Annotated in this window: 16 protein-coding genes; 6 read left to right on the plus strand and 10 right to left on the minus strand. The window is 56.3% G+C overall.

Annotated elements, in window-relative coordinates:
• Positions 1-6: 6 nt before the first annotated feature.
• The 8 genes from ACR0FE_RS01915 to iscR are packed head-to-tail and all read right to left on the minus strand — an operon-like array spanning position 7 to position 6445.
• Positions 7-573 carry a Yip1 family protein gene (locus ACR0FE_RS01915; RefSeq protein ID WP_480910599.1) on the minus strand — a complete coding sequence of 189 codons (567 nt, stop codon included), beginning with the start codon at positions 571-573 and terminating at the stop codon, positions 7-9.
• Positions 570-1055, minus strand: a complete 486-nt coding sequence (locus ACR0FE_RS01920; RefSeq protein WP_480910602.1) for a YIP1 family protein — start codon at positions 1053-1055, stop codon at positions 570-572. Before ACR0FE_RS01920 ends, ACR0FE_RS01915 begins: the two co-directional genes overlap by 4 nt.
• Positions 1055-2335 carry a SufB/SufD family protein gene (locus ACR0FE_RS01925; protein WP_170615002.1) on the minus strand — a complete coding sequence of 427 codons (1281 nt, stop codon included), beginning with the start codon at positions 2333-2335 and terminating at the stop codon, positions 1055-1057. Before ACR0FE_RS01925 ends, ACR0FE_RS01920 begins: the two co-directional genes overlap by 1 nt.
• Positions 2335-3090 carry a Fe-S cluster assembly ATPase SufC gene (gene sufC / locus ACR0FE_RS01930; RefSeq protein ID WP_170615001.1) on the minus strand — a complete coding sequence of 252 codons (756 nt, stop codon included), beginning with the start codon at positions 3088-3090 and terminating at the stop codon, positions 2335-2337. Before sufC ends, ACR0FE_RS01925 begins: the two co-directional genes overlap by 1 nt.
• Before the next feature lie 51 nt (positions 3091-3141).
• Positions 3142-3345: a hypothetical protein gene (locus ACR0FE_RS01935; protein ID WP_480908511.1), complete on the minus strand. Its 204-nt coding sequence runs from the start codon at positions 3343-3345 to the stop codon at positions 3142-3144.
• Entirely contained in the window at positions 3345-4865 is a 1521-nt protein-coding gene (gene sufB, locus ACR0FE_RS01940) for a Fe-S cluster assembly protein SufB (RefSeq protein WP_480910605.1), read from the minus strand. Before sufB ends, ACR0FE_RS01935 begins: the two co-directional genes overlap by 1 nt.
• Before the next feature lie 18 nt (positions 4866-4883).
• Complete coding sequence (locus ACR0FE_RS01945) at positions 4884-5927, minus strand: cysteine desulfurase family protein (protein ID WP_480910608.1); 1044 nt, start codon at positions 5925-5927, stop codon at positions 4884-4886.
• Between the two features lie 59 nt (positions 5928-5986).
• Complete coding sequence (gene iscR, locus ACR0FE_RS01950; RefSeq protein ID WP_170614997.1) at positions 5987-6445, minus strand: Fe-S cluster assembly transcriptional regulator IscR; 459 nt, start codon at positions 6443-6445, stop codon at positions 5987-5989.
• 177 nt (positions 6446-6622) lie between these two features.
• On the opposite strand from iscR, the gene ACR0FE_RS01955 reads away from it, so the two are divergent.
• From ACR0FE_RS01955 to ACR0FE_RS01980, 6 genes are all read left to right on the plus strand, one after another.
• Positions 6623-7276 carry an alpha/beta hydrolase gene (locus ACR0FE_RS01955; protein ID WP_170614996.1) on the plus strand — a complete coding sequence of 218 codons (654 nt, stop codon included), beginning with the start codon at positions 6623-6625 and terminating at the stop codon, positions 7274-7276.
• Positions 7276-7521 (plus strand): hypothetical protein, encoded by a 246-nt coding sequence (locus tag ACR0FE_RS01960; protein WP_170614995.1) that lies wholly within the window; start codon positions 7276-7278, stop codon positions 7519-7521. Before ACR0FE_RS01955 ends, ACR0FE_RS01960 begins: the two co-directional genes overlap by 1 nt.
• Positions 7518-8675, plus strand: coding sequence for an HD domain-containing protein (locus tag ACR0FE_RS01965; RefSeq protein WP_480910611.1), 1158 nt, complete (start codon positions 7518-7520; stop codon positions 8673-8675). The genes ACR0FE_RS01960 and ACR0FE_RS01965 overlap by 4 nt, the downstream gene beginning before the upstream one ends.
• Positions 8676-9060: 385 nt before the next feature.
• Positions 9061-9396: a DMT family transporter gene (locus ACR0FE_RS01970; protein ID WP_321252898.1), complete on the plus strand. Its 336-nt coding sequence runs from the start codon at positions 9061-9063 to the stop codon at positions 9394-9396.
• A 76-nt stretch (positions 9397-9472) separates the two neighbouring features.
• Positions 9473-11290, plus strand: coding sequence for a translational GTPase TypA (gene typA, locus ACR0FE_RS01975; protein ID WP_480910614.1), 1818 nt, complete (start codon positions 9473-9475; stop codon positions 11288-11290).
• Positions 11291-11765: 475 nt separating this feature from the next.
• Complete coding sequence (locus ACR0FE_RS01980) at positions 11766-12263, plus strand: hypothetical protein (protein WP_480910617.1); 498 nt, start codon at positions 11766-11768, stop codon at positions 12261-12263.
• Between the two features lie 127 nt (positions 12264-12390).
• Here ACR0FE_RS01980 and ACR0FE_RS01985 read toward each other — a convergent pair whose 3' ends face one another.
• Positions 12391-13014 carry a transglutaminase-like cysteine peptidase gene (locus tag ACR0FE_RS01985; RefSeq protein ID WP_170614991.1) on the minus strand — a complete coding sequence of 208 codons (624 nt, stop codon included), beginning with the start codon at positions 13012-13014 and terminating at the stop codon, positions 12391-12393.
• Between the two features lie 371 nt (positions 13015-13385).
• Entirely contained in the window at positions 13386-13673 is a 288-nt protein-coding gene (locus tag ACR0FE_RS01990; protein ID WP_480910620.1) for a DUF1330 domain-containing protein, read from the minus strand.

The following is a 13673-nucleotide window of genomic DNA, read 5'->3' on the forward strand; positions in this document are numbered from 1 at the left end:
TATTCCCTATACGGGCCCGCTTGGGGTCAGGAGGAGGACAAAAGGTATCGCAATCAGCGCGGCCAGCAAGATCAGGCCAAACGCCTTTCCCAAGGATGCGAACTGATGCGCCTCGTTTAGGAAATGCAGGGTGATATAAAAACTGACCAACGCCGTTGCCAGCAACATTGGAACCATCAGGAACGGCAGTGTCATTGCAATGACCAGCGTAGCCAGCAAGGCAAGTATCTGGAGGAACTGCAGCCAGATCATCAGAACCATGATGTCTTCAAACGTCGCGCGTCCGCCCAGAAGTCGTCCGACAAACAGAAATGACGCGACGCTCAGCATCATTGCACCCGCTGACGTTACCAGATTCATGAGGACCGGACCGGGTGCCTGCGCCACATCCGGGCCAGACAGCCACACAAAGTAGTCAAGGCCGAACTGCACAATGGAGTTGAGCACGACAGCCAGAAAAAACGCCAGCCACAGGATCTCGCGCCCTGGGCGTAGTTTCATCAGGCGTCGGGCTGCCTCGGCCGGGCTGACCAAAGTCATCACCGCGAGGTTCCCCAGAAAACTCAGTTTCATGTCTCAGGCCTCTGTGCTTGTCTGAGGCCTGACAACCAGAACCAGACAAAGACTGCAACCCAAAGTAGCCCAACTACGGACAAGGTCGGCCCCGGACCGATAAATCCGGCCACCAATCCGTTCAAAAGAACCAACGGCGCGGACGACAGCAAAGCCCAGAACAAAGCCAACCGCGCGCCGTAGGCGGAACCGTTCCCACCCATAAGCCGTGCAGCCCAATGAGACACAAGGGCCACAAAATACAGAAGCAATGGCAGGATGATAACCGACCCCAACAAGGCGCCGCCCAGCAGCATGTTCAGCTCGACACCTTCCAGGTGCGCGCGCCGGGCCATTCCAGGCATCTGCGCGACAAAGGCGATTGTGCAGAAGGCCATGACAAAAGCCAGCGCCCGGTCTTCCCGTGGCCCCATATTCAGAAGCCGGCGCATGACACGCCCCGGCCCCCTGTACGTGGCCACGATATCCGTCGTCACAGGCATCAGCTGCGACGCGCCAGCCAGCCTTCCAGACGGGTCACGATGGCTTGGGCAAGCACCTCGTTTTCAATCTCGTCCACCGCTTCGGCCAGAAAGGCCAGCGTCAGCATGTTCGTGGCGTCTTTGAGCGATACCCCACGCGACCGCAGATAAAACAAGGCCGTTTCGTCAATCGCACCCGATGTGGACCCGTGCGAACAGGCCACATCATCGGCGTAGATTTCCAGTTCGGGCTTGGCCAGAAACTGGCTGTCATCATCCAGCAGCAAGGACTGGCTGATTTGATAGCCGTCAGTTTTCTGAGCACCCGCTTTCACAAGGATTTTGCCCTGGAACACGCCTGTTGCGCCATTCCGCAGAACTTTCTTGAAGACCTGGCGGCTTTCACAATTTACCGCGTCGTGGGTCACGAACACCGTGTCGTCGTGATGGAAATTACCATCTCCGACGCAGGCACCCGCCACATGAGCAACTGCGTCATCGCCAGTCAGCTCGACCACCTGCTCGTTTCGCGTCAGAACTCCGTTCACCGTTAGAGTAAAGGATTTGTAAACCGACTCGTGACCCAAACGCGTGAACATATGCGTGGCTGCGCGGCGCTCATGATCCCGACCCTGCGCGCGCACGTGATGCAGCGTGCCGCCGTCGGCGATGTCGATCTCCATGCATTTGTTAAACCGTGAAGCCGCCGGGCCGTTTTCCAGAATGGTCACCTCGGCCCCGCTTTCGACGCGCACGATGTGATGCAACATGGCGTCCGAGGTTTCAGAGGCATGCTGATAGATCAGGCTGATTGGCTTGCTGGGCGTGCCAGTCACGTGAATCGCAACACCATCGGCCGCAAAGGCCGTATTCAGCGCCGCCAGAGGTCGCTGAACCGGGGTCTGCCCGCGCGCTTCAAGAACGCCGTACAACTCCTTGGCCCAATGGATATCTTTGCAGCAGATGTCTTCGATCCGATCGATCGTCACACCTTCAAGCGTCAGGTCATCGGAATCTTCAGGGCTGAACACACCGTCGATGAACACAATTTTCAAACGGTCGAGATCATGGAACAGCAACGGCTCGTCGGACCGGAACAGAGCGGCCTGAGGGGCCTCGGGCGAAATCAGCGTGTCCGGGCGGGTGTATTTCCAATACTCATCGCGCCGTCCCGGCAGGCCCATTTCCAGAACTCGCGCCAGCGCATCTTCGCGGGCGGCACGCGTGCATCCGGCGTCGGGCATGACCAAACTGGCCAGCCGCGCCTCGGTCGCGGTTTGTTTAACTTCGGGCAGCCCCATCAGTTCACCTCGGCCAGAATGTCGGCATAGCCGTTGTTTTCAACTTCCAGCGCCAGTTCCGGGCCACCGGTTTTGACGATCCGACCGTCTGCCATGATGTGCACGACGTCGGGTTTGATATGGTCCAGCAGACGCTGATAGTGCGTAATCACCAGGAAACCACGGCCTTCGTCGCGTAGTGCGTTCACACCTTCGGCAACCAGCTTCATCGCATCCACGTCCAGACCCGAGTCCGTTTCGTCCAAGATGCACATCTTAGGCTCCAGCATCGCCATCTGCAGAATTTCGTTCCGCTTCTTCTCACCACCCGAGAAGCCGACGTTAACAGGACGCTTGAGCATATCCGCGTCGATCTTCAGCGATTTCGCCTTGGCGCGAACTTCTTTCAGGAAGTCGGCGGCCGAAAGCTCCTCCTCACCGCGCGCCTTGCGCTGAGCGTTTACGGCAGTGCGCAGGAACGTCATGTTGCCCACGCCGGGGATTTCGACTGGGTACTGGAACGCCAGAAAGATACCCGCGGCGGCACGCTCTTCCGGTTCCATTTCCAGAAGATCCTCGCCGTCCAGGGTGGCCGATCCTTCGGTCACTTCGTAACCATCACGGCCCGACAGCACATAGCTGAGTGTCGACTTGCCCGAGCCGTTCGGACCCATAATCGCGTGCACTTTACCTGCCTCGACAGTCAGGTCGACGCCTTTGAGGATTTGCTTCTCCTCTTCCTCAAGTTTCACGTGCAGGTTCTTGATTTCCAGCATTTTTTGTCCTTTTGCGTACCGCAAGGGGCATCCGATAGCCCCAGTCAATGACTATCCCAGCATCCGGCGCATGAGGCGTGCAGCAACCCATCCCAGGATCGCTCCTCCACCGACTGCCCAAACCGGGTTGATGAAGTTCATGTGATTGATGTTGACATAGGCAACACCCAGCAACCCGCCCAAAACCGGGAGTGCGTAACCCAACAGGGTCAACACGTCATCCTTTCGGATGGTCTTGCCAGGCTTACGAGCCATCAGCCAACCGAGCCTTCGAGAGAAATGGCAACCAGCTGCTGCGCTTCCATCGCGAATTCCATCGGCAGCGCCTGAAGCACGTCCTTGCAGAATCCGTTGACGACCAGCGCCACGGCCTCTTCCTCGTCCATACCGCGCTGGCGGCAGTAGAACAGCTGGTCGTCGTCTACCTTGGACGTCGTCGCTTCGTGCTCAACCCGGCTCGAGTTGTTCTTGACCTCGATATACGGCACCGTGTGGGCCCCGCATTTGTCGCCGATCAGCAAACTGTCGCACTGGGTATAGTTGCGGCTGTCCTTGGCTTTGGGGTGCATCGACACCAGCCCGCGATAAGTGTTCTGAGCCTTACCCGCGCTGATCCCCTTGGACACAATCCGCGACTTGGTGTTCTTGCCCAGATGAACCATCTTCGTACCGGTATCGGCCTGCTGATAGTTGTTGGTGATGGCGATCGAGTAGAACTCGCCCTGACTGTCATCACCGCGCAGGATGCAGGACGGATACTTCCAGGTCACGGCAGAACCGGTCTCGACCTGCGTCCACATCACCTTGGACCTGTCGCCCCGGCAATCAGCACGCTTGGTCACGAAGTTGTAAATGCCGCCCTTGCCGTTCTCGTCCCCAGGGAACCAGTTCTGAACGGTCGAGTATTTCACCTCGGCATCTTCTTCGACGATGATTTCGACCACGGCTGCGTGCAGTTGCGCGGTGTCGCGCTGCGGCGCAGTGCAGCCTTCCAGGTAGGACACATACGAGCCCTTGTCGGCGATGATCAGGGTCCGCTCGAACTGACCGGTGTTTTCCGCGTTGATGCGGAAGTAGGTGCTCAGCTCCATCGGGCAGCGCACGCCCGGGGGAATATATACGAACGATCCGTCCGAGAACACGGCAGAGTTCAGGGTGGCATAAAAGTTGTCGGATACCGGAACCACGGTGCCGAGATATTTTTTGACAAGTTCGGGATGCTCTTTGATCGCCTCTGAAATCGAACAGAAGATCACACCGGCCTTTTTCAGTTCTGCCTGAAAGGTCGTGCCGACAGAAACCGAGTCAAAAACCGCGTCCACCGCGACTTTGCGGCCCTCTGCAGGGGCGTCTTCCGCCCCTTCAACGCCAGCCAGAATCATCTGTTCTTTCAGTGGGATACCCAGCTTTTCGTATGTGGCCAACAGCTTAGGGTCGACGTCATCCAGCGACTTGGGCTTCTCTTCCATCGACTTGGGGCGGGCAAAGTAATACTGATTCTGAAATTCGATCTTGGGATAATTGACCATCGCCCAGGTCGGTTCGTCCATCTGGGTCCAGCGGTCAAACGCGGCCAGGCGCCATTCGGTCATCCATTCCGGCTCTTCATTCTTTTCCGAGATCAGACGGACGATATCCGGATTCACGCCCTTGGGCGCGTATTCCATTTCGATTTCGGTTTCCCAGCCGTACTTGTAGGTTCCGACCTCGCGCACCGCATCCACGGTTTCCTGATCGACACCTTCTTTTACCTGGGTCTGGTCCAAAGCGGCCATATGACACCCTCCGTCAGATCACGCGGCACGCGCGCGATGCTTTTTCTCTTTTTCAAGCCACGTTTCGGCGAAACGCAGCACATCTTCTTCACTCGTCCGAGGACCCAGCGACACGCGGATCGCGCTTGCGGCCGTCACCTCGTCATATCCCATGGCGGTCAATACGGTGCTGGCCCGAACCTTTCCGCTTGAACAGGCCGAACCTGCGCTGACCGCAAATCCTGACAGATCCATCTGCATGACTTGCGTTTCGCCCTTCCAACCGGGCGACGCGAAACACAATGTGTTTGGAAGGCGCTCGTGACCTTTTCCGACAAAAATAGTCGATTTGGAGCCGGCCTCAAGAGCGTTTTCTAGAATATTTCTAAATTCTGCGATTTGGTCCCAAACGCCGTTGGCCAGATCCCGCGCGGCTGCTTCAGCTGCAGCCCCGAACCCGGCAATTCCTATGACATTTTCCGTCCCGGACCGACGCCCCATTTCCTGCCCGCCGCCCTTGATCTGGGCCGGCAGATCCGTTCCGCGTTTCATCACAACCGCACCAACCCCTTTGGGTCCACCCATCTTATGGGCCGAGATCAGGGCCATCTGCACATTCAGCCAGTTGAACGCCACGGGAAGTTTGCCAAAAGCTTGCGTGGCATCCGTTACGGCCAGCCCTGCGGGCAAGGATTGCACGACACCGGTTTCAGAATTGGCCAGCTGCAAGCATGAGTTCTCGGGTTCAAGCACTTTAACTTCACCTGAAGGAAGAACCGACAAATCTTCAACGATCCATGATCTTACGGCATCATGTTCAACTTCTGATCCGTGCAGTCCGCGCCCCGACAACGCCAAAGCAGCGCCTTCTGTGGAGCCAGAAGTAAACACGATGTCGGCCCCATCAGCCCCAAATGCGGCTGCCACCTGAGCGCGTGCGCGTTCAACAAGCGCCTTAGCGGCACGTCCTTCCGCGTGGACAGATGACGGGTTTCCGCAGACATCCATCGCCGCGATCATCGCGTCGCGCGCCTCGGGCTGCAACGGCGTGGTAGCGTTATGGTCCAGATAAATGCGATTCATAGATGCATCTTTTCCAAGTTAGAAGCACAAGCCGTTTTGCCGCCCGAGATACTCATTTTTTATTCGTCCACAACCGCAAACAGACTGGGAACCGCCGGGCACGGCGCCAGATCGTTCTTGATGACATCCGAGAGACGCGTCTGATGCAGAAACACATAGACATTCGCGCTGAGACTTTCCCACAGGCGGTTGGTCAGGGATTGGGCCCGGCTTCCCGATGAAGCCCCCGAAGCGCCCGCGCCCTTTTGCAGAGCATCCAGGGACTCATCCACTGCGGCCAGAATTTCGACAACGCGGATTTCTGACGCAGGGCGTGCCAGTCGGTAACCGCCCCCCGGTCCGCGAACCGAAGCCACCAGTTCTGCGCGCCGGAGTTTGACGAACAACTGTTCAAGATATGGCAGGGAAATGTCTTGCCGTTCAGAGATTTCACCCAGTGTCACAAGCCCGTCTGTCGGTTGCAAAGCGATATCAGCCAGAGCAACCATTGCGTAGCGGCCTTTGGTCGACAGCTTCATTCACTTTCCTTCGTGGCAAGTTCAGTGCGAAATCATTGACGCCGCCGCTACCAATGCGTATCTCCGTCAGGCAGCGTCATACGCAATGCAACGTAATTAGAACCGTTCTAAGGTGTCCGACGATAACCGTCAAGTATTTCCGGCCGCCAGTAGTACAAAGACAGGACTAAAGCACATATGCCCGAGGTGATCTTTCCCGGACCAGAAGGCCGCCTGGAAGGCCGCTACCACCCGCAAAAGGAAAAAGACGCACCGATCGCCATCGTGTTGCACCCGCATCCTCAATTTGGCGGGACCATGAACAACAAGGTGGTCTATAACCTGCACTACGCGTTCTATAACATGGGCTTCACCGTGTTGCGGTTCAATTTCCGCGGCGTCGGCCGCAGCCAGGGTGAATACGATCAGGGCGTGGGTGAACTGAGCGATGCGGCATCCGCGCTGGATTACCTGCAATCGATGAACAACAACTCCAAGCATTGCTGGGTTGCTGGGTTTTCATTCGGCGCATGGATCGGAATGCAACTGCTAATGCGTCGCCCGGAAATCACCGGTTTCATCAGCGTGTCGCCCCCGGCGAACATGTATGACTTTTCATTCCTGGCGCCCTGCCCGTCTTCGGGCCTGATCATCAACGGCACCTCGGACAGGGTCGCACCGCCGGCCGATACCACTTCGCTTGTCAGCAAGCTGCACGAACAAAAAGGTATCACCATCACGCATACCGAGGTGGAAGGCGCAGACCACTTCTTCCAGGACCGCCATATGGATACGCTGATCGATACCACAACCGACTACGTAAAGCGCCGCCTGACCGAGAACACCCGCTGATGTCGGACACCATCGGCACTCTGGCGGCAAGGCTGGCCGAAGATACGTTGAAGGTTATGGATGAAACCGGCAATGACCGGTTCTTTGTGGAAGTTGGCGAGGTTCTTGCGGCGGCTTCCCAATCATTGGAAGAGGCGTTCCTGACCGAAATCCGGGTCCGCATGGCCGAGCGAAAGGCGCGACAATTCCTGGTCAAACACCTGTCCGCACATCGCTCGAAACTCAAGGCTATTGAAAAACAATGACTGACAGACTGTCCGCACAGATCGCGTTTCTGAAACAAGCGGACAGGCTGAAATCAGTTGATCGGGCAAATACACTGCTGGATCAGTCCCGGCACGAAAACTCAGCGGAACACAGCTGGCATCTGGCATTGTGGGCTTTGGTGATGGTGCCCTTGGCTGAGGAAGATGTCGATATTGATCGCGTCATCCGAATGCTTCTGCTGCACGATCTGGTCGAAATCATCGTTGGCGATCATCCGATCCATCTGGCGACAGATTGGTCAGCGGTGGAGCAGGCAGAACGGGCTGCCGCCGAAACGCTTTTTGGCTTGCTACCGTTCGATCAGACCTCGGAGTTCTTGTCCCTTTGGGCAGAGTTCGAGGCCGATGCGACACCTGATGCCCGTTTCGCCAAAATCCTTGATCGGTGCCAGCCGATGTTTCAGGTGCTCTGCGCACCAAATCCTGACCCCGAACACCTGACCGTTGTGCAGAACAATCTGGATGGTGGACGCGCTGCCTATCTCGAAACCGCATTTCCGTTTGCGTACCGACGGTCCCGGGCAATGCTGGATGGCGCAGACTTGCAAGAAACCGATCCTTTCTGGGACCGACTGCCGTTTCTGGCCGAAACAGATCAGTTGAAAACCGTATACCGTGCCTCGCGTCTTTTGTACGATCCAAGGTTCGAAAACTCGGCCGAGCATTCCTGGCATATCATGCTCTATGCCTGGGTCCTGTCGGAATACTCGGATCCATCTGTGTCAATCGATCGGGTTCTGCGCATGCTGTTACTGCATGATATCGTCGAAATCGACGCCGGTGATCACCCGATCCACGGGCAGGTCGATCACGCCGCGCAGGCCGCCGAGGAAGAAGCCGCAGCCGAACGTCTGTTCGGACTTTTGCCGGCGACACAACGGCAAATATTCCATTCATTGTGGCGAGAATTTGAAGCGGCGCAAAGCCCGGACGCCCAGTTCGCAAAAGCGGTTGACCGGTTTCAGGCACCTGTTGGAAATCTGGAAACCCAAGGCGGCACCTGGGCCGACTACAACGTCACTTTTGGGCAAATCGAAAAGCGGGTGGGGGTTCCCATTCAACGCGGGGCTCCACGGCTTTGGGGCTGGCTCAGACCCAGAATAGCCGAGTTTTTCGAAGTTACGGCCGGATAAGGGTGCATCAAAAAGAAAAAGGGGCAGAAGCCCCTTTTTCTGGCGTTTCGCGGACACTTAAACCTGTGTACCCTTTAACCGTTCAACAACCTGGGCTGCATCACTGTCGACGGACCCCCCGTCTGCAAGCCACCCTAGCGCCGCTACCAACACCGATAAAATAATGACGGTTCTTGCAAAATTCGTCATGACAAACTCTTCAAACTACTAAACTTAATACAAAAGCTGACATATCACATTCAGACTTCTGCAAATAGTCTGGTAATCCTGACCTTTGGTCACCTTTCGACGTCTACTGTCGTTGCCCCGCATGACAGAATATTCTTGCCGTTTGACAGGTTTTTATGCTCAAGCACACCTGAACATTCGTTGTGAGAGTTTTCCATTGCCCAAAGCCTATCTCTTCCTTCTTGTAGCCGTTTTGTCCGAAACGATCGGAACCACAGCATTGCAGGCCAGCCAGCAGTTTACACGCTTCTGGCCGTCGGTTCTGGTTGTTGTGGGGTATGGGTTCGCCTTTTACTTCATGGCACTGACACTGAAATTCATGCCGGTTGGCGTCGTTTACGCAATCTGGTCCGGGCTTGGAATATTTTTGATAGCCATCATTGGATTCGTGGTGTTCGGCCAAAGGCTGGACTGGCCAGCCGTGATCGGATTGACCTTTATTCTATCCGGAATCCTGATCATTCATCTGTTTTCCAAGACCGCAGGCCACTGAACGCGCGTTAGGGCTGGTATATTTTGTCGCGCCGCGTTATGCGCGCGACAACTTCCAGTTCAAAGGCTGACCTCTCATGGACCTGCGCAATATCGCAATCATCGCTCACGTTGACCACGGCAAGACGACCCTGGTGGATGAGCTGCTCAAACAATCCGGTGCATTCCGGGAAAACCAGGCCGTAGCCGAACGCGCCATGGACAGCAACGATCTGGAACGCGAACGTGGCATCACCATTCTGGCCAAGGCAACCTCGGTCGAATGGAAAGGCACGCGCATCAACATCGTCGACACCCCGGGCCACGCCGATTTCGGTGGCGAGGTTGAGCGTATCCTCAGCATGGTGGATGGCGTCGTCTTGCTGGTTGACGCTGCCGAAGGACCGATGCCGCAGACCAAGTTCGTGACTTCCAAGGCGCTGGCGCTGGGACTGCGTCCCATTGTGGTTCTGAACAAGGTTGATAAGCCGGATGCAGAACCCGACCGGGCTCTGGATGAATGCTTCGACCTGTTTGCCAACCTTGGCGCCGACGATGACCAGCTGGATTTCCCGGCCATGTATGCCTCGGGCCGTTCGGGCTGGGCCGACATGGAACTGGACGGGCCGCGCAAGGACCTGACCGCCCTGTTCGATCTTATCGTTGATCACGTCCCTGCCCCAAAGCAGGCAGAGAAGAAAAACGAACCCTTCCGCATGCTCGCCACCACATTGGGCAGCGACCCCTTCATCGGCCGCATCCTGACCGGTCGCGTGGAAAGTGGCACCCTGAAGGCGGGCGACAGCCTCAAGGCGCTCAGCCGGGACGGTAAATTGATCGAGAACTTCCGCGCGTCCAAAATTCTCGCCTTCCGCGGCCTGAGCCAGCAGCCGATCGATGTGGCCGAAGCCGGCGACATTGTCACCATCGCGGGCATGAGCAAGGCCACGGTGGCGGACTCGCTGGTGTCGCCTCAGGTTGACGAGGCCCTGCCCGCACAACCGATCGACCCGCCGACCATCACCGTGACCTTTGGGATCAACGATTCTCCGCTTGCCGGACGCGACGGGAAAAAGGTCCAGTCTCGGGTGATCCGCGACCGTCTCATGAAAGAAGCCGAGTCCAACGTTGCCATTCGCGTCACCGACACGCCCGGCGGCGAAGCTTTCGAGGTCGCAGGCCGCGGCGAATTGCAGATGGGCGTTCTGATTGAGAACATGCGACGTGAAGGGTTCGAACTCAGCATCTCGCGCCCGCAGGTTCTTTTCCGCGAGGAAAACGGACAACGGCTGGAGCCGGTTGAAGAAGTCACCATCGATGTGGATGACGAATATTCCGGAGCCGTAATCGAAAAGGTAACAGGTGCACGTAAAGGTGAACTGGTCGAGATGCGCCCTGCCGGTGCAGGCAAAACCCGCATCATTGCTCATGTCCCCTCTCGTGGTCTCATCGGGTATCATGGCGAATTCCTGACCGACACGCGTGGAACCGGCGTTTTGAACCGCGTCTTCCATGGTTGGGCGGCACACAAAGGCCCTATCCCGGGCCGGCGCGCCGGTGTTCTGATCTCGATGGAAAACGGCCAGGCAGTCGCCTATGCGCTGTGGAACCTCGAAGAGCGTGGCCGCATGTTCGTTGCTCCTCAGACCGACGTGTATCCGGGCATGGTGATCGGTGAGCATTCGCGCGATAACGATCTGGAAGTGAACCCTCTGAAAGGCAAGAAGCTGACCAACGTGCGCGCCAGCGGTTCGGACGACGCCGTGCGTCTGACGCCGCATGTACAGTTTTCTCTGGAAGAGGCGATTGCCTATATCGACGATGACGAACTGGTCGAAGTCACCCCCAACGCGGTCCGCCTGCGTAAGCGTTTTCTGGACCCGCATGAGCGTAAACGTATGGCAAAATCAGCCTGATCAACTGCAGGCTGCACATGTCCGACACGGAAACAATGGCGATTGTGTGGCATTTTTGCTTCCAACAAAGATTAAAACTAAAAAGCGGAAACCTGGGCAAATTGCCCGGTTTCCTTTGAAAAGAATAACGACTCTCCCTTAAATTGCATTTATTCGCAGTCACTCCCCCAAACTACATCTTGTGGTTTGGTTTTTATCAAGGTGTATTTGCGTCAATTGTGTGATGCTCTTCATACGCGCCTTGAACTAGACGGTGCATATGATCGGCATGGTTGAGTAAAAAGTACCAAGGAGTGCAACATGGGAACCCTGTCCCGCAACTTTCCGATTTACCTCGTGGCGACTGCTTTCTTAGTCGTTTCGGCTGACGAGTCTTTCGCTGCCGGTGTGTGCGACGTAAAAACTGCGCGCCAGTCCGGCGCATCATCTCAAGTCTTGTGCGAATGTGATGCTGTTACGAGTAGAATGATACGTTATGTCCAACGTCGCGCCGATTTCGACAAGATCGTGGCACGACTTGGCGCTGAGTGTGCGCCTCTGGCTGCACTGCTTACGGATTTTCCAACAGCGTCTACCGGAACCTCAAATCAAAGATCCGGGGACGGTCACCCAGATGAAAACCGCGATACCGGTACTCCCGGCGGAGAAAGCTCGGGCGGCGGAGTTGAAGCGACCGGTCCAAGTGGTGGTCCAGAAACCACAGGAGGAGGAACTCCCGGTGGTGAACAGCCCGGTGGTGAGCAGCCGGGTGGTGAACAGCCCGGCGGTGAGCAGCCAGGTGGTGAACAACCCGGTGGTGAACAGCCAGGTGGTGAACAACCCGGTGGTGAACAGCTCGGTGGCGAGCAGCCCGGTGGTGAAGAGCCAGGTGGTGAAGAGCCGGGTGGTGAAGAACCAGGCGGTGAAGAACCAGGCGGTGAAGAAGAGCCAACTTGAGGAACCACGGAAGTTACGGCCAGACGTCCGGGTTTGATCCTAGATAGCACAGTTAGCAGCGCACACGTAGCTCTTCGTGTTTTGAAACCTACCTGAAAAACATGGGTGCAAAGAATTTGCACCCATGCAACGTTTCTCAGCAACTCAAATACGATGCGTTGGGCTCAGCTATGACCGTAAACACCCACCCAGTGGCTAGGTCGTTTTGGGTCCTGCATGCGAAGAAACAGGTACCGCGTCGCTGTCCAGTGCTTGATCCGGTTTGTGAGGTTGTCCAATACCAAATCGCCGTTGGCTGAACGATAAACCAGAACTGCATGCGGCCCCCGGCGTCTGTCCAATACTGTAGCGATTAGCAGTTTGCTTGGATCTACCCCTGCGTGGATCAAATCTCTTTTCTTCAGCAGGGCAAAGTCTTCGCAATCACCGCCTCTTGCCGTTGGCAGTGCCCATCTCTCGCGGGTGTTATACTGGGACTGATCGGTCACTTCGCGGGTCGAGTTATTCACGCGCCGATTAACCTGCTCCACAACCTTCAATTCCTGTTGACTGGACATGGATACAGAACGTTTTCCTACACAGGCCCAATTATATTGACTGCAAAGATTGATGGCGCCGGAAGGTGGCGGTGAAGATGCGACACTTGGAATAAAGCCGCCCTCGGATGCGTGTGCTGTCGGGGCCGCGATAAACGTGCAGATACTCAAGATGCAAACGGTCGTGACGCCCGCCGATATTGGGAAAACTCTGGTGCGGAAGCGCTTCGCAAGTGTAATAAATAGTGACATTCCTACACCCCAATCCTGTGTTTTTTGCACGATCGCGCATTAAACAGGGCCGCACTCCGTCTTGCGAAACGACCTGCGAACATCCCAGCTTGGGCAATCACTTTAAAAAATTGGACAGAAAAAAGGGCGAAAATTCGATCTTCAATCTGACTTTTTCGCGCTAGAAATTAGATGGCGCGGTCACAATTGCGGCGCGAAACCCTTAAGACTGCGCGACTCCATATGATTAAGGTATTGTTATTATTAACTAAAAAAGCGCAACCCGCATAGGCGGGCCGAGCTTTTGAAATGGATTGTGACATAGGCTGAAGATTGCCGATCTGTCGCCGTATCCTAGAGAAATCTACAAAACGAGCTTTATAACCTGACAGTTACTCAGTGACTTCAACCACAACCAGCTCGCGCTCGCTCGCCTCACGGGCATGATTCAGCGCTTGCTGGTAGTCGTCCGAGTTGTAGCACTCGACCGCTGCTTCTAGTGACGGGAAGCGGGCGACAACATTGCGAGGACGCTCTTTGCCTTCCAGTTGAACGTAACGCGCAGCACGGGCAATAAACTCACCCCCGTGCTTGGCGATGGCTGGGCCGGCCAACTCGGCGTATTTTCCATATGCCTCGGCATCAGTCACTGTTACGTGCGCAATCCAGAGTGCAGCCAT

The sequence above is a fragment of the Ruegeria sp. K7 genome, assembly GCF_056531785.1.